General features: G+C 55.6%; 23 protein-coding genes and 1 CRISPR repeat array. Of the genes, 15 read left to right on the forward strand and 8 right to left on the reverse strand.

All coding sequences use genetic code 11. From position 1 onward, the window contains the following. Positions 1–26: 26 nt before the first annotated feature. Positions 27–920, forward strand: a complete 894-nt coding sequence (locus PISL_RS10000) for a hypothetical protein (RefSeq protein ID WP_053240507.1) — start codon at positions 27–29, stop codon at positions 918–920. Here PISL_RS10000 and PISL_RS10005 read toward each other — a convergent pair. Both PISL_RS10005 and PISL_RS10010 read right to left on the reverse strand, forming a co-directional pair. Further along, positions 854–2,143, reverse strand: a complete 1,290-nt coding sequence (locus PISL_RS10005) for a hypothetical protein (RefSeq protein WP_011763664.1) — start codon at positions 2,141–2,143, stop codon at positions 854–856. The two genes, PISL_RS10000 and PISL_RS10005, sit on opposite strands and share 67 nt — an antisense overlap. Before the next feature lies 1 nt (position 2,144). After that, positions 2,145–3,326 carry an AAA family ATPase gene (locus tag PISL_RS10010; protein ID WP_245218392.1) on the reverse strand — a complete coding sequence of 394 codons (1,182 nt, stop codon included), beginning with the start codon at positions 3,324–3,326 and terminating at the stop codon, positions 2,145–2,147. A gap of 570 nt (positions 3,327–3,896) precedes the next feature. Further along, positions 3,897–6,236: a CRISPR direct-repeat array (repeat unit 25 nt; unit sequence GTTTCTACTATCTTTTGATTTCTGG). A gap of 274 nt (positions 6,237–6,510) precedes the next feature. Here PISL_RS10010 and PISL_RS10015 point away from each other — a divergent pair. Then, complete coding sequence (locus tag PISL_RS10015) at positions 6,511–6,876, forward strand: hypothetical protein (RefSeq protein WP_053240508.1); 366 nt, start codon at positions 6,511–6,513, stop codon at positions 6,874–6,876. A 233-nt stretch (positions 6,877–7,109) separates the two neighbouring features. On the opposite strand, the gene PISL_RS10020 is transcribed toward PISL_RS10015, so the two are convergent. The 3 genes from PISL_RS10020 to PISL_RS10030 all read right to left on the reverse strand — a co-directional run bounded on the left by PISL_RS10020 (position 7,110) and on the right by PISL_RS10030 (position 9,000). After that, entirely contained in the window at positions 7,110–8,234 is a 1,125-nt protein-coding gene (locus tag PISL_RS10020; protein ID WP_011763667.1) for an AAA family ATPase, read from the reverse strand. Positions 8,235–8,256: 22 nt separating this feature from the next. After that, positions 8,257–8,538: a hypothetical protein gene (locus PISL_RS11740; RefSeq protein WP_011763668.1), complete on the reverse strand. Its 282-nt coding sequence runs from the start codon at positions 8,536–8,538 to the stop codon at positions 8,257–8,259. An 84-nt stretch (positions 8,539–8,622) separates the two neighbouring features. Next, positions 8,623–9,000: a NifB/NifX family molybdenum-iron cluster-binding protein gene (locus PISL_RS10030; protein WP_167827689.1), complete on the reverse strand. Its 378-nt coding sequence runs from the start codon at positions 8,998–9,000 to the stop codon at positions 8,623–8,625. Here PISL_RS10030 and PISL_RS11600 point away from each other — a divergent pair. From PISL_RS11600 to PISL_RS10090, 13 genes are all read left to right on the forward strand, one after another. Beyond that, positions 8,999–9,121: a hypothetical protein gene (locus PISL_RS11600; protein ID WP_280531766.1), complete on the forward strand. Its 123-nt coding sequence runs from the start codon at positions 8,999–9,001 to the stop codon at positions 9,119–9,121. The two genes, PISL_RS10030 and PISL_RS11600, sit on opposite strands and share 2 nt — an antisense overlap. Positions 9,122–9,217: 96 nt before the next feature. Next, a complete protein-coding gene (locus tag PISL_RS10035; RefSeq protein ID WP_053240509.1) occupies positions 9,218–9,946 on the forward strand; it encodes an ATP/GTP-binding protein in 729 nt (242 codons plus the stop codon). 84 nt (positions 9,947–10,030) lie between these two features. Then, entirely contained in the window at positions 10,031–11,002 is a 972-nt protein-coding gene (locus tag PISL_RS10040; RefSeq protein WP_011763671.1) for an MDR/zinc-dependent alcohol dehydrogenase-like family protein, read from the forward strand. Positions 11,003–11,270: 268 nt separating this feature from the next. Next, positions 11,271–12,641 carry an AAA family ATPase gene (locus PISL_RS10045; RefSeq protein ID WP_053240510.1) on the forward strand — a complete coding sequence of 457 codons (1,371 nt, stop codon included), beginning with the start codon at positions 11,271–11,273 and terminating at the stop codon, positions 12,639–12,641. Between the two features lie 190 nt (positions 12,642–12,831). Beyond that, complete coding sequence (locus PISL_RS10050) at positions 12,832–13,362, forward strand: hypothetical protein (protein WP_011763673.1); 531 nt, start codon at positions 12,832–12,834, stop codon at positions 13,360–13,362. 52 nt (positions 13,363–13,414) lie between these two features. Beyond that, complete coding sequence (locus PISL_RS10055) at positions 13,415–13,978, forward strand: hypothetical protein (protein WP_011763674.1); 564 nt, start codon at positions 13,415–13,417, stop codon at positions 13,976–13,978. Positions 13,979–14,101: 123 nt separating this feature from the next. Then, entirely contained in the window at positions 14,102–15,253 is a 1,152-nt protein-coding gene (locus PISL_RS10060) for a M16 family metallopeptidase (RefSeq protein ID WP_011763675.1), read from the forward strand. 18 nt (positions 15,254–15,271) lie between these two features. Next, on the forward strand, positions 15,272–16,558 hold the full coding sequence (locus PISL_RS10065) for an ABC transporter substrate-binding protein (RefSeq protein WP_011763676.1): 1,287 nt from the start codon (positions 15,272–15,274) through the stop codon (positions 16,556–16,558). Continuing rightward, complete coding sequence (locus tag PISL_RS10070) at positions 16,495–17,478, forward strand: iron ABC transporter permease (protein ID WP_245218393.1); 984 nt, start codon at positions 16,495–16,497, stop codon at positions 17,476–17,478. Before PISL_RS10065 ends, PISL_RS10070 begins: the two co-directional genes overlap by 64 nt. Continuing rightward, complete coding sequence (locus PISL_RS10075) at positions 17,462–18,115, forward strand: ABC transporter ATP-binding protein (protein WP_011763678.1); 654 nt, start codon at positions 17,462–17,464, stop codon at positions 18,113–18,115. Before PISL_RS10070 ends, PISL_RS10075 begins: the two co-directional genes overlap by 17 nt. A gap of 166 nt (positions 18,116–18,281) precedes the next feature. After that, positions 18,282–20,504 (forward strand): elongation factor EF-2, encoded by a 2,223-nt coding sequence (locus PISL_RS10080; RefSeq protein WP_011763679.1) that lies wholly within the window; start codon positions 18,282–18,284, stop codon positions 20,502–20,504. 105 nt (positions 20,505–20,609) lie between these two features. After that, positions 20,610–21,626: a thiamine ABC transporter substrate-binding protein gene (locus tag PISL_RS10085; protein WP_011763680.1), complete on the forward strand. Its 1,017-nt coding sequence runs from the start codon at positions 20,610–20,612 to the stop codon at positions 21,624–21,626. Continuing rightward, positions 21,587–23,038, forward strand: a complete 1,452-nt coding sequence (locus PISL_RS10090) for an ABC transporter permease family protein (RefSeq protein ID WP_245218395.1) — start codon at positions 21,587–21,589, stop codon at positions 23,036–23,038. Before PISL_RS10085 ends, PISL_RS10090 begins: the two co-directional genes overlap by 40 nt. On the opposite strand, the gene PISL_RS10095 is transcribed toward PISL_RS10090, so the two are convergent. From PISL_RS10095 to PISL_RS10105, 3 genes are all read right to left on the reverse strand, one after another. Next, entirely contained in the window at positions 23,035–23,955 is a 921-nt protein-coding gene (locus tag PISL_RS10095; RefSeq protein ID WP_011763682.1) for an ABC transporter ATP-binding protein, read from the reverse strand. The genes PISL_RS10090 and PISL_RS10095 overlap by 4 nt on opposite strands. A 111-nt stretch (positions 23,956–24,066) precedes the next feature. Beyond that, entirely contained in the window at positions 24,067–24,645 is a 579-nt protein-coding gene (locus tag PISL_RS10100; protein ID WP_011763683.1) for a hypothetical protein, read from the reverse strand. 378 nt (positions 24,646–25,023) lie between these two features. Beyond that, positions 25,024–26,196 (reverse strand): (Fe-S)-binding protein, encoded by a 1,173-nt coding sequence (locus PISL_RS10105; RefSeq protein ID WP_167827690.1) that lies wholly within the window; start codon positions 26,194–26,196, stop codon positions 25,024–25,026. Between the last annotated feature and the right edge of the window lie 64 nt (positions 26,197–26,260).

Here is a 26,260-nt window from a genome sequence, read left to right on the forward strand (position 1 = left end):
CTATATACCCCCGGCAACTTGTAGATGTGATTGAGGTAATTGTTTTGGATCTAGACAGAGCTCTGAGGTTTGCCCGCGGCGAGGGAGAGCTGGAGTGGGTGGGCCGGGGCGAGCTTGCGGTGGTCTACGCCGCTGGTCTCGGCCCCGTGGCTCTTGTCGCTCCGGCGCAGGGCGGCCGGAGGGCGAGGGTCAAGGCGGTGCTTAAGTGCATCGCGGAGGGGCGGGGTGGCGGCAGGCAGTGTATAGAGGGGGCCGGCAGGGCGCTGAGCGCCCGTTGCGGCAGGCCTGACCCCCCGCCTTCGGGGGCGTGCTTCTGCCACATATACAGGCTTTTCGAGGTGAGGGGGCAGGAGTACGACCCCTGTGAGCTAAAGGTGCCGGATGATCTGCGGGACGTGCGGGAGACGCTTAGGTTCTTCGGCAGGCTTATACAGGCCGTAGTTTACAGCCAGTCGCTGGACAAAGACGCCGTGGCTGAAGCCGCGTGCCGCGCCTTAGAAGGGCGGGATCTCTACTGCGACAGGGAAAAAAGGGCCTACGTCAAACCGCTCAACGACCTCCGGAGACTGGGGATCCTCACTGTTGGAGGCGGCGATTGGAAGAGAAATGTAGCCGCCAGACTAACCCCCTTGGGGGAGTTCATAAGGCGGCTGGGGCGCGGCGCGGATGCCGTGTTGGCGGGGTCGGCGCCATTTGTCCTTTGCCACAGCGGCTACGCCGCCGGGAGTCTCCATGTCGCCGAGGCGGGGTACTGCTTGGGTCTGCAGAGCGCTGTGGGCGACTCCCTCCTGGAGACGGCCCTCGCCAGCTACTGGAGGTATGTGAAGAGGGAAGCCGCCTACCAGCTCGTCCCCTATGGTTGCCCCGTCGACAAGATTCCTCTGATGCATTCAATAAATTCCTCTTCCGACTTCTCATAGTCCGGGTTTACTCTACTGAACCGAATTTCTGCCTGCGTCGAGTCTATGTTGGCTGACACCGCGGGGCATCCGCCGGCTTGATGTGGTGGCTCCAGCGCCGCCACGACCCCCCTTAGTCTGTGGTCTCTGGCCACGTCTGCTAGATATGCCACAAGCCTTATGGCGTCTGCCCTCCTCAGTCTCCTCTCGTCTAGACGGCGGTATTTAGCCTCGACGACAATCAAGTTTCTCCCGCTCTCCACAACTATGTCAGGCCTGGGCGCTATCCCTGCGATCCTCCGTATCAGCTTAGACGTAGGCGCCTTGTTGAAGTACACCCTGCCATCGCCCTCTACGTCTACAGCAATCCCGCCCCTCAGCACTTTCGCGGCGAGCCCATCCCTCTTGAGCGTTCTCACGGTGAGGGCTAGGACGTAGGTTTCATATAGCTTCGTGCTGGGGATCAAGAAGAACTCGGACCCAACTCTTCTAGCGATGGCGGGTAGATAGAAGTAGTCACCTGGGTCGAGGTCCTCCACCCAGAGGTGTGGGATCTCCTCTTCGGCGTCTTTATGGAGCACTTTTAAGGCGGACTCCAGCGAGGAGATATAGAGTTCAAGCGCCTTTCCTACCCCCTCGGGCAAGCCGGACGTGTACCTCAGTGCTCCACGGAGGAATTGGCTCAAGTTGCTTAATGTCAAGAGCACCGAGCTGGCCAACCAGACGTTGGGCACCGAGATGTTTTTGACAAGGAGCTCTCTGTCTCCTCTGACGATGAGCTTGCCTGAGCTCGCCTCGACGGCGGCCCGGAAGTACTTGGGCTCCCGCTGTATCAAGCCTCTGGCCTCCCAGATGATCCTCGTGATGCGGACTATGTTAGGCACGTTCGTGGCGACGAGGCTCTTCGAGAGCAAATATAAAGGGTAGACGTCGCGCAGAACCTCGTCGGTTCTCTCAACCATTCTGTAGTAGCGGCTTACCCTCGGCTTTATCACTAACTCAACCCCGCCTGCGTATCTATAAACGCCGACCCAAAAGCCTGTGTGCGCTCTGTCTCCCACAACGTCAGGTCTCGGAGTGTCCAAGGCTATCCCGCCTACTGCCCCCCTTCTGAAATAGCCGAGGGTCGCCCGCATGTCAAGCACCGCCTTCTTCAGCTCCTCTACCGATACGCCGGCGTCACATCCCTCGAGCGCCTCGCTTAAGGTCGGCGTCTCGCCCTCAGTTAAGACGCACCGGCGCATGTCACTCAGGCAGCTCTTGGAGTAGTGCGTCAGCGATCTTATACGATATGGAGGCCTTTCCGAAGATCTCCTGGACTCGCCTGGCGAAGTCGGCGAATAAGGCGCGGGATTTGTCGTTAAACGAAAGCAGTGCCCTGAAGCGTAGCTTGGGGACTGCGGAGGAGAATTGTGAGAGAACTAGGGAGGAGTAGGCCAAGTCGGCCAGGGCCTCTTCTCTCAAGTCAGACAGAAGGTGTCTCAAACTTACGTAGACCACCAACAGCCGGGCCAAATCGGTTAAGACGGAGGGGCCGAGCTCGAGGCCCAAGTCCTTGGCTACGCCCAGCGTCCAAGCGAGCAGTCCGCCGAGACCGAGCTTAGACCAGAGCCCCCTCACCTCCTCTTTAATCCCCGCGCGGTCGCTGAAGTTGAGCTTGACCAGCGTGGCTATGTCGCCTTCCACGGCGTCGCTGGGAGATAGCTCCTCGATTGCGCGGTCGACGAAGCGGTCTAGAGCTTCGTCAAGTTTCTTGGCAAACACGCCCCCCTCCTTCGGCGAGATCTCCCGGAGGCTGGGCTCGTAGTCCTCGTAGAAGGGCAAGACGTAGAGATAGGCGAACCTCCTGAGGAGGGCAAAGCTGAGCTTGAAGAGCTGCGCCCTATCCACGACATTCATAGTGGCGAATAGGCGGAAGGAGTAGGGCAAGGGCAAGCCCCCCAGCCGCCCCGCCAACTCTCTCAACCTATCGACTACGTCACCAACACCCCCCACGCACTCCTCTACAGCCGCCCTATCCTCCAGCTCATGCGCCTTAACCACCGGCACCCTATATCTATACGCCAGGTCAAGCGCCGTGAAAAGATCTCCAAAGATGAGATCCACATTCGCCCTATTCAACTCGTCAAACACCACGTGGCACGGCCCCACTCCCCTCAGTAGAGAAACCCACGACCGAAGCACCGCGCAGCCAAACCCACCAAACACCCGCCTAAGCCCACCACCAGCCCTCTCAAAACGCACCACAAGATCCTCAAACGAAAGGCCATCCCTACCCACCACAAGCACAGGCCCACACCCAGTCATAAACCCCGCAGACTCAAGCGCAAGCCTAGTCTTACCAACCCCAGGAGCACCCACAAACAACACATTCTTACCAGACACCAACAACAACGACACAAACCCCCTCAACACCCCCACCACCACACAAACCAACAACCACCCATATATTAACATAGACCCCCAAAACACCCCCCAGAAGCCGCCGAACCACCGCGCCGAACACCCCCACACAGAAAGGTGCGGCCAGGCGAGAGCCGCCCAGACCACCGGCCAACGCCATCAAAGGCCGTCCACGCCCCGACACACGGGGGGATCCACCATGTAAGGAGCGCAGAAGAGCAGTGTATAAACGTAAAGGTGGGTGGGAAACCGAACGCCGGCTTGAGAAAGGGCTATGAAAAAACATAAAGCTGAAGTAATAGAAAACCAAGCATTAGTAGACAATGAAACACAGTACAAACTTGATAATCAAGATAAAGTCATATAGCTACACATGCCAATTTCTAAAAGTCACAAATTTCGTCGGCTCACCGTAAGTCAAGCACATGTGAATCATCGTGTAGTTGTTTCTTATCTTTTCTTTTGATTTCTGGTTCTTTCTGTTCCGCCGCGTTATGACCAAGATATTGTACCAGATGTTTCTACTATACTTTTGATTTCTGGCATCCCGCCGGCTGAGGTTAAACCGCAACCTGCGCTTGTCTATGCGCTTGAGTTTCTACTATCTTTTGATTTCTGGCCCAGGCGGAGGCCGTGAGCGCAGTCCTCATGCCACGCGTTTGAGGTTTCTACTATCTTTTGATTTCTGGATCGTAGAGATAAGTGCGGCACTAGAAGATGCAATGATGCTGTTGTTTCTACTATCTTTTGATTTCTGGGTCTGAACAGGGTCTTCGTGGTGGTGCCCCGCCACATAGCTGTTTCTACTATCTTTTGATTTCTGGCAGAGCCGCCGGGGACTGCCCCCCCCCGGCGACCACTCGAAGAGGCCGTTTCTACTATCTTTTGATTTCTGGCCTGGACGTCATATACATGTGCCAGGGAGGGAGAGTATACGGTTTCTACTATCTTTTGATTTCTGGGCACCTCCTGCGGTGGGCGGTTAAGCGGTTGCAGAAAGACAAGTTTCTACTATCTTTTGATTTCTGGACAGCCCGGCGTGCCCCAGTCTTTGTCGACGCAGACTACCGCGTTTCTACTATCTTTTGATTTCTGGAGTGCGGCTCCCAAGTCCACGGGTCGCGGTACATGTTGCCGAAGGTTTCTACTATCTTTTGATTTCTGGTGCCATGGGGGGACAGTCGTCGTCCTCTTCACGTCTGATGGATATGTTTCTACTATCTTTTGATTTCTGGTCGACGACATCCGCCACAGCGACGGTGGCGGTTAGGGGCATACAGTTTCTACTATCTTTTGATTTCTGGGCCACTTACAGGCGTGATTATTGCGAAAGCGCCTAGGTGGTCTAGGTTTCTACTATCTTTTGATTTCTGGGAAAAATTGGTAGTGAAGGGGAGGATGGCCAAAGAGCTTATGGTTTCTACTATCTTTTGATTTCTGGGGCAGTAGTGAAAACCAGGGGTTAATAAACGTTTCGCCCTTGAGGTTTCTACTATCTTTTGATTTCTGGGGTCTTGGGGAGCGGCACAGCGGCCAACTCCGCCAAGGCCCCCACGTTTCTACTATCTTTTGATTTCTGGCCTCATCTCCCGCAGGGCGTGGTACCTCGCGATGGCGGTGACTAGGTTTCTACTATCTTTTGATTTCTGGCTGTTGACCTTCCCGCTGTCTAGAAATGAGTACGAGGGCCTGTTTCTACTATCTTTTGATTTCTGGCAATCACTGAGCTGACGACTGAGTAATCGCGGAGATAACATTGTTTCTACTATCTTTTGATTTCTGGCGTTATCCGAAAGGAGGATGCTGTAAAAGTAGCGCGGTATCTTGTTTCTACTATCTTTTGATTTCTGGAGCTATATTCCTACTAGTTGAAGCGCGTAAACTCATTAAGAGTGTGGTTTCTACTATCTTTTGATTTCTGGACCAACTATCCTTATCGGCTGTCCCACGGCGTACCTCGGCTCGTTTCTACTATCTTTTGATTTCTGGATGCAGTACCTCGAGACTACGCCGCGTGTCTCGCCGTGATTAAGGTTTCTACTATCTTTTGATTTCTGGCTTTGCCACTGCTTCAAATATCACCTTTGGCAAGCCTCTGTTTCTACTATCTTTTGATTTCTGGGCGGACATAGTCGAGCCAGACGAGCGTAACTCGATAACGTTTCTACTATCTTTTGATTTCTGGCCACGTGATTATTACACCGAGGATTTAGCAATGATGTTACGGTTTCTACTATCTTTTGATTTCTGGGCCTGGCAACAGAAGTGGCCCCCGTAGTCGGGAAAGTGCTGTTTCTACTATCTTTTGATTTCTGGGTGACAGCTGTGACCCAGCCGCTTGCCCACGTGCCCTGTAAGAAGTTTCTACTATCTTTTGATTTCTGGTCGTGGAACGTGTCGAAGCTAGGTGAACATGCCCTGTAGAGATGTTTCTACTATCTTTTGATTTCTGGGTAGTCAACTGGCTCAGAGGCCTCATTTAAGCCCAACTTAGTCCTGTTTCTACTATCTTTTGATTTCTGGTACATCTGGCGCGCACGCTGTTGCCGGGGCTGTACATTATGCAAGTTTCTACTATCTTTTGATTTCTGGTCTAAACTCTACGCTCATGCCACCTCCTCGGGTTTGTTTTTCAGTAGGTTTCTACTATCTTTTGATTTCTGGCTGGCATAAAGTTCAACTGAACGGGGGCCATTGGGTAATCGTTTCTACTATCTTTTGATTTCTGGTCAGGACTGGGACAGGGCCCAGGCACCGACGCAGGCCAGGGCCCGTTTCTACTATCTTTTGATTTCTGGGCCGATCTTCTACGCCGTCTTACCCCAAGCCGATGTTGGAGCTGGTTTCTACTATCTTTTGATTTCTGGCGCGCGTAGTCCACGTAGCCGAAGAAGTCGTACATGTGGGGAGTTTCTACTATCTTTTGATTTCTGGGGCTTGTATTTTCGGATCTTTTGGGTTTTTAAGTTTTTTCGTGGTTTTTTGTTCCCTCGGCGGTCGCTTTTCCACCGCCCTTTACATTCATACATTCTCCTGTCTGAGAGACGGCGTGCGCCATTCTTCGCCTTTACGATCGTGACAACGCCTCAGAGACGGCGTGACCCAGCGCCGTTCTTCGCGTTTGACTGTCAAGCCTCTTGTCTGAAGTATATTGCGTCCTTTACCGACATATATGGGAATGTTTTAATGTGTGGGTTTTGTGGCTGGTGTGTATCTCTACTTTGGCCGTGTGAAGATAGGCCCTCTCGTTGGCTACTTGTGGCTTTTGGGCAGGCGGCTGTACCTCAAGCTGGGCTGGCGCCCTCGCGACACTGTCTACCTCGGCTCTGTGGACGATCTTCTTGGCGTCGCCGTGAGGGTTAGGCGTCTCGTCCCGAGGCCCCTCCCCGTTAGGCAACTCGTCGCTGCGCTGGTGGACGCCCTCAGGAAGGCCTACTACGTGGCGAGCCGTTGCCGGGACTCGCCGCGTTGGAAGATACGCGCCTGGGAGGCGGCAATGGCCATAGAATACGCCGCCACCGCCCTCGCCATGTACTGGCCAAGCGCGGCTAAGAAGATACTAGACGACGGCTAGGCGTGGGGGGCTTGGGGAGGGGGGTCGTGGGTGGGCTTTGGCCGCTGTGATGGCTCTAGTGGGGGGTTGTGGTGGTGCGTGGAGGTGGCGGCTCTTTTAGCGGTTGGCTGTATCACGTAAGCGGTTGTGTGGCGTGTCTTGGTTCCCGAATTTCTGAGGGGTGGAAGCATTACCTGTGCTGTATGGAGGGCGTGGTATCTAGGGGGGCTGTTCAGTGTTTTACAGCTGTCCTGCTAGGTGGCGGGTTGCGTGGCGCTTGGCGTCGTGGGGCTTTTGGCGTATTTGGCGAGGATTTCGGCGGGGGGCGTGAGCATGATGTCTTCGGTGGTGGCTAGGTCCTGTGCCATTTTTCTTATGTTTATTTCGGCGGCGGCTGTGGCGCCGTGTTTGTCGCGGTGGATGTAGTATGTTTTGACTCCGGCGGCGCGGTCCCAGAGGGCTGAGACGAGGAGTGGGTTGTGGGTGGCGAGCACCACGTGGACGGTGGAGGTGGCCTGGGCTATGTGGTCGGCGAGCAGATCCAGGAGGAGGGGGAATATGTGCGCCTCGGGCTCCTCCAGCGCGACGACGAGGCGCCCCTCTAGGCCGTAGAGCTTGGCGTAGCTGGCGGCGGACCTCAGGGCGGCTAGGTAATACACCAACCGGAATAGGGTCTCGGATACGGAGGGCGACGTCACCTCGTAGTCGTAGTCGTAGATGGCGATGGCGCCCTCCTTGGACACCTTGAGCTCTATCTTCTCGCCGAGCCTTTCCGAAAGCGCCTCGTTGATCTCCCTCACGACGTCTGGGGTGTATCTGATGACTCGGCGTATGTTCCAGCCCAGGTCGCTTAGGATGTTGCGGGGGGTGAACCTGCCCTGGGTGGTTAGGTAGTCGTAGAAGCCGCAGTGGCCCTGTCGGCACCCCGTGGCCGGCAGGCCGTATCTGTCGTATCCGTAGAGGCGGGTCTCCACGAGGATGTCCTGGAGGGGGGCCAGGTCGCCCCCGGCGGTGAGGTACTCCATATTTATCTCGGCTGTCGCGTCTCCTGCCTTCACCTGTAGCCTTAGGCCTCGCCTGTAGTGGATGGAGACGGAGTATTTGGGCGTCTCCACGGTTGGGGTCTTGGTTAGGTCGTAGTTCCGGAAGAGGGCTCTGGGCTCTGTGTACCTGGCAACCAGTCCCAACGGCTCCAGGGCGTTTTTATCGCCGCCGTATTCCTCGTCAAGGCGTAGGAGCCTGGCGGGGTAGCCCAAGACGGCGAGGGCGTCTAGTATGTTTGACTTGCCCCCCGCCGGGGGGCCTATCAGTATGGTGAGGGGGGCTACCTCCAGCTCGGCGTGTGCGACGCTTTTGAAGTCTCTGATGACCGCCCGCATGTCTCTCCCGCCGCCCCGGTTTTTATATGAATCTCGGCGCCGTGGGGCGGCTGCCGGCCTCCGGCGGCTTCTCTAGGGGTTCTGCCCCCTTTCCTGCCTTAGGAGGTGTCTGCCCTTTCTGGTGAGGCGGTAGTAGACGTGGCGTTTCTGCACCTCGTGGCTTGTGGCGGTCCGTTTGTGGGTTTTGCCGCTCTGCCCGCTCGACGAGACCCATGGCCTCCAGCTTTTCCAAGATCTGGAGTCTGTAGGGGAGGTCTGTGTTTACCGCGGGCTTGAGGTGGCGGAGGACGGCCAGCTTCTCCACTGGTGGTGGCCGGCTTGTACAGGTTGCCTCCCGCGTCGCGCCGCGCTGGGGGGTTGGCTTGGGCCGCCGGGGGGTTGGGTGTGTTTACTCTAGTTCGCGGGGGCCTTGGGCTTTTTCGAGTTTGCCCTGGAGTAGGGCTTGGAGTGCCTCTTCTATGGGTATTAGGCCTCTTCTCGGCGGGTAGTAGTACACCTCTATGCCGGCGGCTTGTAGGTGTCTATATGCGCCGTGGCCTACCGAGAGGGCTACTACGGCTTGGACGCCTCTTGCCTTGAGCATCTCCACCACGGCTCTCCCGCGGCCGCCGCCTTCTTGGCCCGGCGGGTGGGGGTTCTGGAGCACCTCGACTATTTCGTATCTGCCGGCTTCGGTTCTGGCTATTACGAATTTTGCCGCCATGCCGAAGTGTGGAGACATGTAGTACTTACCTCCCGACTCTACGGCTGGAACAGCCACTAGCATGGCGGACTGTCTGGCCGGGTTTTTAAACACTGCCGCCGGGGGCCAAGGGGTGGTAGAGAGGAGGTGGTTTATGTTGTTGCCTGAGGGGGTTCTGAGGTCTGTGGGGGTGGTGGCTTGGTGATGGGTCTGGGGCGGCCTGCGGTCTCTAACGTGTGGGTGGTGTATGAGAGGGTGGCTTTCGGCTGGTGAGTTTTTAAGCTGTTGGTGTCTTTGGGTTGTGATTGTGGTAGTTTTTGGGCCTGCTGGTAGTGGGAAGACTACGTTAGTTGGGGAGTTTGGGAGGTATCTGTCGGAGCAGGAGTTTAGCGTGGCTTATGTAAATCTGGACTGTGCTGTTGAGTCTCTGCCCTATAGGCCGAATTTCGACGTGAGGAACTACTTTACTCTTGTAGACATAATGAGGAGGTTTGGCCTTGGGCCTAATGGGGCTTTGGTGAAGAGTATGGAGCTCCTCCTAGACCTCGTTGGCGAGGTCTCTTCTAAGTTGGAGAAGCTCGGCTTGTTATACGACTATGTATTTGTCGACACGCCTGGCCAGCTCGAGCTTACGTTGTTTCACGACGCCGTGGTGAAGCTCGTCGAGTCTTTCGCCAGGAGGGGTCTTGCGTTGTTTTTGACGCCGGCGGATATGCTCAAGAGGCCTAGAGATTTAGTCTTTCTCAACCTCATGGCGCTGGCAGTTAGAGTGAGGTTTGAGATCCCGCTTGTCACGGTCTTGACGAAGGCCGATTTGTTAGATAGAGAGTTTGTAGAGAGGCTACGCGCCAGGGTTGCGCAGGGGCTTGGCGGGCTTGAGGAAGACCTCGTGGCTGAGCTAGCCTCTATTGTAGATAGGCTTGAAAAGAAGCAGAGGCTTATCAAAGTCTCTGCCATAACTAGAGAGGGTTTTGACGACTTGCAGACAATTCTACACGAGGTCTTCTGTACCTGCGGCGAGTTGACTTAATAGCGGTAGATTTATTAGACTGTGGCAATTGGGAACCATGGATAGATTTTGGCCGTCGACAACGGCGTTGAGACGGCCTAGGTTATGTTAGCGGCTAGGCTCTACGGCCCGCGCGACTTGCGCGTCGAGGAGATTCCGGCGCCCAAGCCAGAGCGGGGGTGGGCGCTGGTGAGAACGCTGGCGGTGGGGATCTGCGGCACAGACAAGGCCTTCTACAGGGGGACCTACCGGCTGTTTAAGACGCCTCTTGTACCGGGCCACGAGGCGGTGGGGGTGGCGGAGGGGGGCGAGTTGGACGGGAGGGTGGTGGTGAGCGAGATCAACTTCGCCTGTGGTAGGTGTGAGATGTGTAGAGCTGGTCTCTACACGCACTGCCCCTACAAGAGGACGCTTGGGATAGACTTCGACGGGGGGATGGCGGAGTACTTCGTGGCGCCTCTCGAGGCCCTCCACCCCGCCGAGGGGCTGGACCCAGCCGCCGCCACTCAGGTAGAGCCGCTGGCGGCTGTGTTGAACGCCCTTGCCCAGGTGCCGCCTCCGCCGGGGGCGAAGGTGGCTATCCTGGGGACGGGGAACGTGGCCTACCTCGCGGCGCAAGTCCTCCGGGGGTTCGACCCCGTAGTGGTGGCTAGGCGGGGGAGCGCCAAGGCGCACCTCTTCAGGGGGCTGGGGCTGGAGGTGGTGGAGTTGGGCGAGCTGGGTGAGTACATGGCGGAGAACGCGCCGCTGGGGTTCGACGTCGTGTTTGAGGCCACTGGCGACCCCTCTGCGATTAATACGGCTATAGAGATAGCGAGGCCCCGCGGCGTGATACACCTAAAGTCCACCCCCGGCTCCCCCGCCCCCGCCAACCTAACGCCGGCGGTGGTCAAAGAGCTGAGGATAGTGGGCACTAGATGCGGCACATACAGAGAGTTCAGACACGCCATCAAGCTCATTAGAGAAGGCATCGTGAAGCCCCTCATCACCTCCGTAGTAACGGGGATACACAACGCGAGAGAGGCTTTCGAGAGGGCCCTCCAACCCAACGAGGTAAAGGTAGTACTGAAGCCCTAGCCCCCGGACCGGGGCCCCCGGCGCCCCCAGACCCACCTCCGCCGCACTGTATATGCCTATAAAGGCAGATTCCTACGAGGCCGGGGGAAGCCCGATGAGGGGGGATGATGTACCTCCGCTAGGCCGACCTCTGACGAACAGCGTGCAAGCCGACCCCGGAGGGCCCCCGCCGGCCCTACAATCTATGATTTCTAGCTTAAAAATCTTCCGCCTCTGGCGCGTTGGCGCGAGGGGTGAGTGTATTTAAACGTGGTTTATGTCGCATGTGATGTATGTGTTTGTTAGGAAGGTCGTTGTTAGGAACTTTAAGAGCATTGGGGAGCTGGAGCTTGAGCTGAGGCCGGGGGTAAACCTCCTGGTGGGCCCCAACGGGGCTGGGAAGTCCAACGTCTTGGAGGCGATTAGGTTCGCCAGGAGGGCTCTGGTGGAGGCGACCTCGCCGTATCTCCCACATGTGCCGGACTACCTCTCGCCGCTTGACGTAATATACGGCCGGGACCCGAGGCGGGAGGTGGCGCTGGGTCTGGGCCTGGAGCTCTACGGCGAGGTGGGCGGGGAGTGGCTGTCGGCCTACGCGGAGTTCACCACCTACCTCAGATACAGGCCGCAGCCCTACGAGACGATTGAGCCCGTCCGCCACGTGGTAAAAATCGGCGACACCCAGGCGGAGATAGACAGAGGAGGCATCGCCATCACAGCCCCAAAGGAGCACTTCGACAGAGCGCTGAAGTGGATCGAGGAATATGCGAAGCGCATACCTTTCAAACTAGCCGAGCCCAAGGAGGAGGGCGGCAGGACAGTCGTCTCGTATAGGTGGGACATGGAGGCGCCGCTACAGCTCGAGGGCCTTAGACACGTGCTGTGGCCGGGGCCGAGGGGGAGGGCGTCGGAGGACTTGCTGGCGTGTAGCCAAGTCGCCGGGGGGACTCTCCTGCCGTTCCCAGTCGCGTTGGGGAGGGCCAGGAGGCCAAGGGGGATCCGCCTTGGGCTGCCGCCGGGGTTCTGTCTGGATGATGTCTTGGAGGCCGTGAGGGGGGCTCTCGGGAGGGTGGTCTTTCTCCGGCATGTGGAGAGGCGTGCGGAGCCTGTGCCTATCGCCGGCGGGGATGTGCTTGATGAGCGGGGGCGGAACGTGGCCGCGGTGCTGTTTAGCTACAGGGGGAGGTTTGGGAGGAACCCGGAGTCTGTCGACAGAGCTCTGGCCGCCCTCTTTCCGGGCGTCGTGCTGGAGGTTAGGCAGCTTTACAACAGCGCTCTTCTTGTCGCCAGGGAGGGGGATGTGGAGCTCCCCCCCTCCAACATCCCCGACGGTCTGCTTAAGCTGGTGGTGCTGATGCTGGCAGTGGATCTGGGCCCCTCGCTGCTCCTCGTGGACGAGGTGGAGAACAGCATGCACGCGAGACTCCTGGAGTACGTCGTGGACGTGTTTAACGGGCTTGGCGTGCCGGTTCTCCTAGCCACGCACTCGCCCGTGGTTGTGGACTTGGTGGACCTTGAGAGGATCTACTTCCTGTCTAGAGGCCCCGAGGGGACTAGGGCTGAAGCTGTCCAGAACCCAGAGGAGCTGAGGAGGAGGCTGAGCGAGGCCGGGATTGCGGTTAGCGACTACTTCTTTTACACGAAGAGGTACGGCGGGTGATCGTCCCCCTACCTCTCTCTTGGCACCTCCCCGGGGGACTTAAGGGCCCGCCCCGGGTGCGCCGGGGTGAGGGGGCGGGTCATCCGGGGAATGTGGCGTTTGGTTTTGTAATAGTTTGACGCCCCCGTCTGCCGCCCCAGGGGCCAGGTGTCGTTCATGAAACAAGAAAACTTACGAGGTTAAAAATGTGATGGTCGCGCGCTTTCTATTCGTGGAAGACCACCACGGGGTCGAATTCCACCGAAGGCTTATAGAAAAGCTACAGAACTCTGGCATAGTACCTCGTAGCTTGGCTCCTAAGATCGAGAGGATACCGACCGGCCTCTGTAATTCCTCCATGGGGAGAAAAATTGTTGCGAGGTTATTCGGGTCAGAGCGGTGGCGTATATTATTCGTCATAGACTCTGAGGGGGAAGATAAGGGAGCGGCGGCCGACAAGAGAGTTCTCAGGCATTTAAGAAGCCACGAGTCACTCAGGGGTAGGCTGGATAATGTAAGAGTTGTGGTGGTTCATCCCCGTCATGAGAAGTGGCTTTGCATGGGGTTGGGCGGAGGTAGCTGTAGCGCAGATCCAGAGAGTGGGCTTGATAGAGTCCTCGGAAGGGTGTATAAGAAAGACGATTTAGGTAAGCTAGCTGACCGTATAGATGTGGAGAGGCTACTGTCGGAGGGCGACTTTAGGGAATATGTCGAGGGGCTTAGATGGCTTTTGTCTTCTTAGCCGCGTTTAGAGGTGTGGTGGCGTATAGATATTTTTAAGGTTGTTGTTTATCGTGTTGCTTGAGGTTGGAGAGGATGGCGTATATGCCTATAGGGTTGGGGGTGACGTGTTGAGGGGGCGTGTGGTGGCTGTGGCGACGGCTGACGACATTATAAAGGCGTCGAATTTGGGCTATACTTTTGTTGCGGCTAAAGTGTTTCTACCTGAGGCGGTTGAGGAGGCTGGGAAGAGGGGGATTAGGCTAGTGAGCATCGAAGAGATAGCCGAGCCGCTTTCTGTCTTGTTGGTCAATCTGTTGGCCAACAGGAGGGGCGACATGTTGATAAGGCTTTTCGACCAGTTGATACCGAGCTTTATGACCAGGACTTACTACTACTATGAGTATATGGACTACAATCGGGGCGACGTCTATGCGACGTCTTTTAAGGCCACGGTCAAGGTGCACGAGAGGTTCTACAGCGAGGTGTTTGGAGATCTCGTCGAGTTGTTAAGTGAGCTGTCTATGAGAATGGGCAAGACGAGGGGAGTGCAAGTGGAGTTTGCCACAAGGAGAGAGGCGAATAGCCACGTGGTTTCTCTAGAATTTACAGTAGAGAGACCTTCCAAGACGCAATAAGGCGCGCCGCCGTTCAGACACAAGTCGGCGTATTTAGTTTTCTGTTGGGATACTTGAGAGCTTTTCTGCCGGCGTGCTACGGCCTATTTCGTTGTGTTTATATAGGACATCTTTCTACGAGGCGTGTTGTTGGATAATGGGGTGAGGCTGGTGTTGGATAAGTTTGCCGCGCCTACGGCGGCTGTGGTGGTGGGGATTGGGGTGGGGTCGCTGTTTGAGGGGAGGGAGAGGAGGGGCATAACCCACCTGCTGGAGCACATGTTGTTCCGGGTGCCTGGGTTCGACGTAGATGAGGCTGTGGAGTCGCTAGGCGGGTCTAACAACGCCTATACAGAGCGAGACGTCCTCCTCTTGGTTTTCGAGGGGGTCTCCGAGTCGGCTGTTGGGTTGGTGGAGCTGGCCTTCCGGCTGTATGCCAACGAGCGGTTTGAAGAGGCCGACTTGGAGCGGGAGAAGGACGTAGTGCTTTCTGAACTTAGACAGATTCGGGAGGACCCCTCCGACTGGGTTGGGGAGCTGGGGATAAAGGCGCTTTTTGGCGATTCGGACTGGGGGGATCCGGTGGGGGGCACGCCGGAGGCTGTGGAGTCCATCTCGCTGGGGAACCTCCTGGAGTTTAAGAGGAGGTGGTTCACGCCAGGGAACACTTTCGTAGTTCTGTCAGGTGGGTTTGGGGAGGAGGCTGTCGCCAAGGCGGTTGAGCTTTTTGGGAGACTTGAGGGGGAGGCTCCGCCTAGGCCGAGGCCTACGGCGGGGTCTGGCCCCAGGAGGATAGTGGAGAACCGGGAGGTAAACGGGGTGTATTACGCCAGGGCTGTGAGAGTGGCTGTTGGAGACCCTGCAGAGGCCCTTGCCATGCTCCACGGGGCGGCCTTCCATCTGGAGTCTGGGACGAAGTCTGTCCTTTTTAGCCTCTTGAGGACGCTGGGCATCGCCTACTCCTATTACGTAGATTACGACGTGGTGGGGGACGTGGCCTATTTGGAAGTGGTGGTGGAGTCGGCGAGGTCTCTAGAGGAGGCGAGGAGGGCCGTGTCGGAGGCTTTGAAGCCGAGGTCGCCGCCTCCCTACAGGCTTAGGTACTTCGACTACGTCTGGAGGGTTGCGTGGAGGAGCCCTGCGGATAGGGCCGTGTCTATCGCCGAGTATGTGGCGAAGGGTGGGAGGCCGGAGGAGGCCGAGGCGGCTTTTAAGAGGGCGGCTGAAAGAGGCACTCTCTGGATTACGCCTCTGGAGGAGGCCGAGGCTGTTATAACACCAGAAAAACTTATATAATGGCTCAATCTCCACATTATGACTTCAAAAACTACTCTCGCCATAGCTATAATAGCTCTGTTTTTAGCTGTAGCGGCTTTTATACAGAGCTATTACGCAGTCCAGGGGGTAAACGATAGACTTACACAACTCCAAGCGAGAGTAGACGCGGTGGGAGCCGAGGTGTCGAGGGGCCTCGCGAGGCTTGAGGGGAAGTTGGCGTCTATAAACTCGACGGCGGCCGCCGCCTACAGAGAGGCCAAGTTGCTTAGGGAGATCTCGGAGAGGCCCTCTGGCTACGTGCCGCTGAGGTACGCCAGACTCTTCTCCATACAGTACGAGGGTGACGTCTACCTCCTGAGGGACGCCCTCGGGAGGAGGATACTCCTCCTGCCGCGGGGCATGTCGCAGGACCTCGCCGACTATTACAGGGCGAAGTACAGGCCGGACGTGGTGGTGTACTACCCCGTCAAGAGGGCCGTCTACATGGCCTCCACTGAGGTGGCCATGGCCTACAGGCTGTATAAAGAGATGGGGAGGGCCGACGTCCTTAGGTCGATCGTGGGGGTGATGTGGGGGAGGGAGTACCGGTGGTACCTCCCGGAGGTGGAGGCGATGCTTAACAACGGCACTATAGCCGACGTGGGGCCCGCCTACTCGCCCGACTTTGAGAAGATCGCCTCGCTGAAGCCCGACGTGATGTTTGTCTTCTACTACCCCGGCCCCTACGGCACTGAGTCTGTAGTGAAGAAGCTGGACCAGCTGGGGATCCCCTACGCCGTGGTAAACGAGTTCCAGGAGCAGACGGCGCTTGGGAGAGCCGAGTGGATCAAGTTCATAGCCGCCTTCTACAACGCCACTGACGACGCTGTCAAGATCTTCGACAGGGTGGAGGCGAAGTGGAGCTCTCTCGCCTCCCTCGTGGCCGACTTAGATAGGCCTAGGGTGGCGTGGTTCACCATATTCGGCGGCGTTTTGTACCCCGCAGGGGCGGGGGTGAGGGATCTAATTAGGATTGCTGGCGGGAGGTACGCCTACGCCAACTACAGCAGGGTGGACCTCGAGGTGGTGATGAAGCATAAAAACGACGTAGACGTCTTGATCTGGTCTAGCTACGGCGTCTCTAGCGTGAAGGATCTGCTCAAGGTGGAGCCGAGACTGGCGGAGCTTAGGCCGGTGGTGCTTGGGAGGGTCTACGCCTACAGCCCCGCCTTCTACCAGCTGGCCAACGCCTACCCTGAGCGGCTGCTGGAGGAGCTGGTGTGGATCATACACCCCGAGGTGGCGCCGCCTGGCAACTTCACCCTATTTGTGCATCTGCAGTGAGGCGGCTCCTCCTCCTGGCGGCTCCCGTGCTTTTTTCCGCCGAACTCCTCCTCGGGCCGGCGGGCCTAGACTGGGGGATAGTGGGCGCCGTTAGACTCCCCAGAGCCCTCGGCGCCGCCGTGTCGGGCGCCCTCCTGGGGATGTCGGGGCTGTTGCTACAGACCTCTCTGAGGAACCCCTTGGCGGATCCCTACGTTCTGGGGGTAAGCGGCACGGCAATGTTGGCGGCTCTAGGCTCTTATCTTCTCTGGCGCCTGTGGGGCCTCCCCTATGTGGGCTACTTCCTAGGCGCGGTGGTCGGGGCGGCTGTAGTAATTGTAGGATTGACGACGCTGGCTAGGAGAGCCTCTCTCTTTGTGGTGTTAATGGTGGGGATCCTCGTTTCCTTTGTCACTGGGGCGGCTCTCCAGTTGGCTCTCCTCTTGCTTCCGCCGGAAGAGCTTGGCTACATATACCTCGGCTTGCAGGGGAACTACGGGGCCTATCCGCCCGGCCTTCTGGGGTGGGCCGTGGCTGGAGCTTCTGTTGTCCTATTGGCAACGGTGTATCTAAACTCCCGGCACATCTCGGCGCTTGTCCATGGGGAGGAGGCGGCGGCTGGCCTGGGGGTAAACGTGAGGAGAGTCTCGGCGTTAGTGGTGGCGGCGGCTTCTGCGGGGGCCGGCCTTGCTGTGGCGTCGGTGGGACCGGTGGGGTTTGTGGGTCTTCTGGCGCCTCACATGGCCCGATGGGCGGCGGGTAGCCACAGGGTCGACAAGATCCTCTTCGACGCAGCGGCGATGGGGGCCGTCCTCTCGCTGGGGGCGGACCTCGCCATGAGGTTGCTCCTGCCGAGGGACGTGCCGGCGAACGTGGTGCTGTCTATCGTGGGGGCGCCGGCGGCGGCCCTCCTCATGTGGAGGTATGTACGTAGAGTTTGACGTGGAGAAGAGGTTGGGGGACTTCCTCCTGAGGGCCGCCGGCAGGCTGGAGCCGGGGGTGACTTGCGTAGTGGGGCCCAACGGCTCGGGCAAGACCACCCTCCTCAAGATCTTAGCCGGCCTCCTCAAGCCCGACGGGGGGTGGGTTAAATACGGCGGGGTGTCGTCTAGGGTGTACGTAGGCGACCTCTACGTGCCTCCAGACGCGCCGGCGGGGGAAGTGGCGCTGTCGGGGAGGTCTAGGTTCTCCCCCCGGCCTGTAGAGCGGGAAGATGTAGAGGCGGCCCGGCGGTATATGGAGGCTCTGGGGGTGCTGAGGCTGGCGGGGCGGAGGTGGTCTACTCTCAGTGGGGGCGAGAGACAGCGGTTTGTAATAGCGGCCGCGTTGGCCTCGGAGGCAGATCTCCTTTTGTTAGACGAGCCTTTTTCTAACTTGTATGGAGATTGGAGGGGGAGAGTCATGCGGGTTTTAAAAAGTTACGCATCTAGACGTATTGTAGTAGTTACTACTCATCATATGGACGTCTTAGGCTGTTGCCAATGGGTCTACGCGCTTAGAGACGGGGCTGTGGTCTGGAGTGGCGACGCATCTAGCTACAAGCCGTCTGTAGAGACTACCTGCGGCTTTGAGAATTGATGGCACTCTGCCCCCCGTCTCAGTCTTGGCATATTCCTAGGCCGGGGCCTGGCCACGGGGGCCGCCAAGTCTCTGCCCAGGGCACATATTTGGCTCCAGGCGGTCTGCCAGGCGCCTATGGGGCCCCGGAGACGAAAAATTAATATATATCCTCTCAACGGGGGGCATGTCTTCAGCTGTTAGAATTGTAGAGAAGCAGTTAGATGAAATATTAGCAATAGCTAGAAATCCGGCTCAGATTAGAAACGCGGGTACTCTCGCCCATGTAGACCACGGCAAGACGACTACAACCGATTCTCTACTCATGGGCGCCGGTCTCCTATCGCCGAAGGTCGCGGGGAAGGCCCTCGCCATGGACTACGTCCCCATCGAGCAGCTGAGGCAGATGACGGTCAAGGCGGCGAACATATCGCTTTATTTCGAGTACGGGGGCAAGCCCTATCTGATTAACTTCGTAGATACGCCAGGCCACGTGGATTTCACGGGCCATGTCACTAGGTCGTTGAGGGTTATGGACGGCGGTTTGGTGGTGGTGGATGCGGTGGAGGGGGTGATGACGCAGACCGAGACGGTGGTGAGGCAGGCGCTGGAGGAGTACGTAAGGCCTGTCCTCTTCATAAACAAGATCGACCGCCTGATCAAGGAGCTTAGGCTTTCGCCTCAGGAGATCCAGCAGCGGATCTTGACCATAGTGAAGGACTTCAACGCCTTGATCGAGATGTTCGCCCCGCCGGAGTTTAAAGACAAGTGGAAGATAGATCCGGGCAAGGGCCAGATGGCGATGGGATCTGCGCTTCACAAATGGGGCATTACCATCCCCATGGCGCAGAAGGCAGGCATAAAGTTTAGTAATATTATAGACGCTTATGAGAAGGGATATGTAGACCAATTGGCGCAAGAGTTCCCACTGTATAAAACACTCCTATCTATGATTATTGAACATGTGCCGCCGCCTAATGTAGCACAGAAGTACAGAATCCCGAGGTTGTGGCGCGGCGATTTAAACAGCGAGGTTGGGAAGGCCCTCCTAGAGGCCGACCCCAATGGCCCGACGGTGATCGCCGTGAGCAAGGTCAACAAAGATCCACACGCCGGGTTGATAGTCACCGGCCGCGTCTTCTCTGGCACAATTAGAGAGGGGGACGAGATATATATCATCGGGAGGAAGATGAAGAAGAAGGTACTCCAGACCTATATCTACATGGGCCCGTCGAGGATTATAGTGCCCTATATGCCTGCGGGCAACATAGTCGCTTTAATGGGGGTAGATGAGGCTAGAGCCGGCGACACTCTCGTCGATCCTAGAATATCTGACATTCCGCCTTTTGAAAAAATGAGATATATCGCAGAGCCTGTGGTGACTGTAGCCATCGAGCCTAAGAATCCGGCAGAGTTGGCGAAGTTAGTAGAGGCTCTTAAAGACTTAGTTATCGAAGACCCAACGCTCGATTTGAAAATCGACCAAGAGACAGGCCAGATCCTACTCTCTGGCGTCGGTACATTACATCTAGAGATCGCCACGTGGCTTCTCAAAGAGAGGTCTAAGACAGAGTTTACTGTATCTCCGCCGTTAATCCGCTTTAGAGAGACTGTGAGAGAGAGGTCGCAGGTGTGGGAGGGCAAGTCGCCGAATAAACACAACCGTCTCTACTTCTATGTGGAGCCCCTCGACGAAACCACCATAGAGCTTATTGCAACTAAGGAAATTACGGAGGATCAAGACCCGAGGGAGAGGGCTAAGATCCTTAGAGAGAAGGCAGGCTGGGATACAGACGAGGCTAGAGGCATATGGGCGATAGACGATAGATATTTCAATGTAATTGTAGACAAGACCTCCGGCATTCAATACCTCCGCGAGATTAGAGACTACATAGTACAGGGCTTTAGATGGGCCACTGAGGCAGGCCCCCTGGCGCAAGAGCCTATTAGAGGCGTAAAGGTAGTTCTAGTAGATGCAGTAGTACACGAGGACCCCGCCCACCGCGGCCCTGCGCAAATTATGCCAGCTACAAAAAACGCCATATTTGCAGCTATGTTGTCAGCCAAGCCAACGGTGTTAGAACCTTTGTTAAGACTAGATATAAAAGTAGCCCCTGATTACATAGGCGCGGTGACCTCTGTGCTTAATAAACACAGAGGGAAAATACTCGATATGACACAACAGGAATATATGGCGTATCTAAGAGCTGAACTCCCCGTATTAGAGTCTTTTACAATTAGCGACGAGCTCCGCGCGGCGGCGGCTGGCAAGATCTTTTGGTCAATGCAGTTCTCTAGATGGGCGCCTGTGCCGGAGTCTATGCTTCTCGACTTGGTAAAACAACTTAGGAAGAAGAAGGGGTTGAAGGAGGAGATTCCAAAGCCGACAGATTTCGTCGAAGTGTATTAATTCAGTTATAGAAACACTTCTTCACGTTTCGTGTCACGGCCGTTTCATCATCTGTTTTTCCAACTGTCTAGCTTAATATTTTTATAGAGATTCGAAATTTCTTGCATGTCCATTAGGACTTTATTGGCAGTTGTAATAATAATAGCCGCCCTCTTGGCGGCGCTCTTGGCTTGGCAAGCGTTTCAACAACAGTCGGCGAAGAGACTTGTGATAGTGGGCCCCGCCGGCATCAGCGATTTGGGCAAGGAGTTGGCTAAGAAGTTCAGCGAGAAATATGGCGTAAACGCCACCTTTGTCCCCCTAGGCGGCGCTGTGGAGATGGTAAACGAGTTGGTTAGAAACAGAGACAACCCGCCCTGGGACGTGACCATTGGGGTGCCTGAGTTCTACTACATGGTGCTTATCGAAAGGGGCGTGCTCTATTGTCCGGGCTTCAAGGTGGAGGGGGTGCCGGCCGAGGAGTACTGGGATCCCCACGGCTGCGTCTACCCGCTTGATAAGTCGTACATAGGGATTGTCTACAACGAGACAGCTCTCGCCGCGCGGGGCCTCAAGCCGCCTCAGACCCTCGACGATCTTCTGAAGCCTGAGTACAAGGGGCTTATCACATATCCCAACCCGGTTCAGTCCGGCACCGGCCTCGCCGTGCTCTCGTGGGTGATGTCTGTGAAGGGGGAGGAGGAGGGCTGGCGCTACCTCAAACAGCTGGCCGGCCAGATCTCTAAGATCGGCTATCCTTCAGGATTTACGCCATTGAGAAACGCATTGAAGAGGGGTGACGTATTGATCGCCCTCTCGTGGTACAGTCACGCCATCGACCCAGGCACGCCGAATATAAAGGCCGCGACGTACAGCGCCTTCTTGTATAGGGAGGGGGTGGCTGTGTTGAAAAACGCCAGGAATAGGGATCTGGCTGTGGAGTTCGTCAAGTTCGCACTGAGTAAAGAGGGGCAAGATCTTGTCGACCCATACAACTACATGCTCCCGGTTAGGCCAGACGCCGTTATTAAAAACAACAAGGGCCTCCCGCAGCCCCAGTCTGTGGTGGTGTACAACTCTGCCCTGGGCGCAAAGGCCGACGAGTGGAGGCTGAGGTGGCAGAGAGAAATCGCCTCTGGGTGAAGCCCTACGGAATCCCAGCCCTCTTTTTCTTAACCGTATTTTCAACGCCATATGTCCTACTCCTGACGCAACTCGGGGTTTCCCTCCAGCTGGACTCCTATACTCTCTGGGTTTTTCTCTTCACGGTGGTTCAGGCGGCCGCCTCCGCCATCTTGTCTATAGCGCTGGGGCTGGCGCTCCTCCCCGCCTACCTGAGGGCCCCCTGGGTGAGACCTCTTGTTTTAATTCCATTTTTCGCCCCTGCTCTATCAACAGTAGACGCGTTGGTTCGTATCCACGGCGACTTTATGTACGGGCCCTGGGGGATTGTTGTCGCACACGCAGTTTACTACAGCCCCTACGTCGCTTTGCTTCTAGAGTCTAACCTGAGGTCCATCCCCTCGGATCTTCTTGACGCGCTTATTCTTTATACAAGACGCCGCATAACTGCCATAAGGGTCTTCTTAGCAGAGCTCAAGCCATCTCTCCTCTACTCTCTATATACGACCTTTGTCTTTAGCTTCTTGAGCTTTACCACGCCGCTTCTCCTCGGCGGGCGCTACCCAACTGTAGAGCTTCTCGTCTATATATACGCTACTTCCTTCGCCACAACAAACCTAGTCTCTACGTTGGTCTTGGTTATGTTAATATCTTCAATAGCTCTCGCCATCCCCCTTTTTAAGATCCCCCCGCCGCCTGCCGCAGGCCCATCTCTCTCGGCTCCCCGTCCAAGTCTACTTATGCTGTTTCTCTCATTTATAGTTGTGTCATATTTCGCGGCGGTTGCCACATATATATTCCTCCCTCTGTCAAATCCTAGAGGTCTTGAAGCTATGGCGCAACCGCTTGCTAATAGCGTTTCTGTAGCTTTTGTTTCCTCGGCGGCGGCTATAGCATTTTCTCTCGCTCTTTTAGTTGGAGACGTAGCGATGTCTAAGACGTCGGCAGTCGCATATGTAATATCTCTCTCGCTTTCTAGAAGTCTTTTTGCACTCGGCTTTTTCCACCTTGCGCAACCTCTCTACGGCACGCTTTTTATTCTCGCCATAGCACACGCCCTGGTACTTACGCCTCTAGTATACTCAGTTATAAAGCCGGCGTGGGAGAAAATTAGGGCAGACGCGAGAGAGTCTTGCGTACTTTATCTAGGCCCACTGAGGTGTGTTTTAAGAGTGGTCACAGAGTCTCTAGGCCCCACCCTAGTCCAAGCCTGGCTTATAGCCTTTGCCGCATCTATTTCAGAAACTACGCTGGCGTTTATACTTACCGCCGGCGGCGCGTCGACACTTGCAGCAGAGACAGCACGTCTTCTCACCTCTAGAGCGCCGGATTTTATAGAAACGGGGCATTTTTACTCGGCGGTTCTTGCGGCTTTAGTTATGGCGGCTGTGGCTATCTCTAGAGTTATTAAACCGCGGCCGTATTCGTTTTAGACAGAGAAACACCTCCCCCTAACTATATCAAATGTCACAACTCCAGAGGCCGGAGGCTGCGGCAGGATTAGCCTCACCGGCTGTCCGCCGACTTCAGCCAAAACTTCGTAAAGCCCAGCCCGATACCAACTGGCTAAAATACGGCCGCTGTATTTACCGCCTGGCGTTATGTCCCAGGGCCTGAAATATAGATAGCCACAGTCGGCTCTGATCTTGTTGACGTAGCCTAAAAACTCTGCCACCTTAGGCGCCGGGGGGTTTTCAAATAGCTCTACGGCGTCTCCATCTGCTACAATACGCCCATCCATAAGGACTACGACCCGCTTGGCTATATACGTAGCTTCTTCAAAGTCGTGTGTCACATAGAGTACAGTCCGCCCTCGAGATGCCTCGTATATATATGGCAGAATCTCGCCGCGGAGCGGCGGGTCTAAGGCAGTGAGAGGCTCGTCTAATACTAAAATCGGCGGGTCTGCCGCCAGAGCTCTCGCTAATGCAACTCTCTGTTGTTGCCCTCTGCTGAGTTGTGCAGGATATCTACCGGCTAGATGCCCCAACTCAAGTCTCTCTAAGACCTCTTTCGCAATTTTAAACGCCTCTCTTTTTGCAACCCCCCTAGAGAGGAGGGGCTCCGCCACGTTTTCTAGCACAGTTAGAGAGGGGAAGAGGGCTGGGCTTTGAAATACAACTCCAACGCCGCGGCGCCACGGCTCTGTATCTGTTACGTCTACTCCGTTTATATATACGCGTCCCCTATCTGGTTTTATAAAACCCGCGACTATGCGGAGGAGAGTTGATTTTCCAGAGCCCGAAGGCCCTATGATAGCCACTCTCCCGCCGTTTTCAATATCGAGATTTATGGGGCCCAGGCGGAAGTCTCTAAAATTCTTCTTAACGTCCTTAAGGGCTATCGACATCAACTGCCCTCACCTAAACAATTTTTATACACAAGCGCCTAACCCCTCTGCGAGTGACAAAATTCCCGACCGTCCTCTGTAACATGATAACTTTTAGAGAGGTAAAGGGGGTTACTTTTTCAGCGCTTTGACGCGGAGGATTCCTGGCGCCGTTACAACTTCTTTCAGCTCGTAGCCGAGTTCCTCTAGTAGACACTGGACTGCCCTGGCGGTGGCTTGTACACTTTCTATACTATAGCCAACCCCTACTGTATCCATGGAGAACTCTCCCCCTTTGGCCTTGATTTCAAAACGTCTGGCTGGCACAACTCTAGCTAAATGTGGCGACAGCTCTACTGCTTTCTCTAGGTCTCCAAACACCGCCTTTATATATGCTGCGAGCATCCTCCCTGCGTCACACCAGGCGCGGTGTACGACCTCTGGGTTTTCTTTAGCCATATCTGTAATCATTCTATCGAGTAGTCTGCCGGGCACAGGCACGCTTTCGAGTTCTATCATAACTTTGTAAAATAGTGTAATTTCTTTAATTTGAGCCAGGCTGTAGCCTTGGCGTAGAAGTTCAAGCCCTACGCCGAGGATTTGATTCGCCAACGCATATTGCGTCATGCCGAGTTCTTCAGCTACCTTAGCCAGCTCTTCTGCGATTTCTTTAGCAACAGCTATGTTAACACGGTCTTTTCTCATGCTCATAGTCTACAAAAATCCTCAGCTTTAAAAATATTGTATAAACATAACCACAATTATATGGCATATATCCAATCTAACAAGGGGGTATAACATCTCTATGTGTTGAAGTACATACATAAACGCTTTCTCAGCCTTTATGTACGTAACATCTATCTTAGCTGTTTTAGTCGGCTAGGGCGCTGGTCTTGGGGAAGGCTATAACGGGGAAACCACGGTATTTCTCTCACATGAACCAACCGGCCTTGGGGCCCCGGCCGACTGCTACATCTGGCGAGCCCCTCCGCCCGGGCACGGCCGGGCCCCCCGCCCCCGCCCACCAAGGCGTCTGGCGGGGGCGGGCCCCGAGCCCCCCGGGGAAGGCCGGTTGTACAAAGGGGGGCATTAGTCGGCTGCTTTATACAATAATTCGACGACCCCCGTCGTCTCTGCCTTTATACCCATTGTGTTAAACACTCGTTTTAGCTGTGCTTTACATGTCGCGCAGGGCCTTACGGCAGTTGTAAATTCAATGCCGCCATATGCCCTTTTCCAATACTCCACAGCTGTATTTAACATCTCTGGCGCTATGAGTCCGCCACCTCCTAGACAACATAACGACTCTCTTGGGTTTTTCCAAAGTTCTACATATTGGCCAACCGCCGCTTTTAACAACGCCCTTGGCTCCTCTATTAGGGGTACAGCCCCTCTGCTGTAGTTACATGGGTCCATATACACAACAAGCCCTCTAGTCTCTATACGCCTAATTTTCAACTCTCCACGTGTCAAAGCTCTATGGAGTATCTGGTGGATATGGGCGGAGGGCCGCGGCGATTTTGGAGCTACAAGTCTAGTGAAGATATGCCAGCCGTGGCCGCATTCGCCAAATATCGTAATGTGTGGTGAAACGCGTTTAATCTCCTCTAAATACATATTGGCAATTTTATACATATGCGCCCCGCTTAGGTAATAGCCGTAGTTTGCTGTGTCTGCAAGCCGTAGACTAATAACAACGTCGTATCCCACTCTATTGAGCAGATATATATAGCCCTTGAGCGCGTCTTCAAATTCAAAAATGTCGGAGGAGGAGGGGAATAGCAAGGCGTATCTACCGGAGGGCTTAACCTCGGCGCCTGAAACATCGGTGAATTTCTCGCCGTCGTATAAATATAAGCGCGCCGTCTCGCCTTTTTCACTCTCAATTTTTTTCACAACAACTCGGAGCGTCGCGGCTACAACTTTCGCCGGCATGCCTATGTTATTACCTCGCCTGAGGAAATTCTCAACGACTTTAGCCACATATGGTTGCGCCATCCCCCTAGCCGCGAGGAAATCTCTAACTTGTCTAGTCACTTCTGCGACATCCAGCCCCAGGGGGCAGAAGTAGGCACATCTCTTACACATAGTACATAACGAAAAAACCTTAAATTTCTCCTCCTCAGAGGCTCCCTTCCTCAACAGCTCAAGTCTACCCATTGGCGAATATTTTATATCTCTAGTGGCGATATATGAGGGGCAAATCTCGACGCAGTTTCTACATTTAACACAAGCTCTCGCGGCTAGGGAGGCGTATGCCATATGCGTAATTCGGCGCGTGGATTTATACAGTCTGAAGCGTGCAGTATTTGCACAAAAAGCCATA

The sequence above is a fragment of the Pyrobaculum islandicum DSM 4184 genome (genome assembly GCF_000015205.1).
GTDB classification, from domain to species: domain Archaea; phylum Thermoproteota; class Thermoprotei; order Thermoproteales; family Thermoproteaceae; genus Pyrobaculum; species Pyrobaculum islandicum.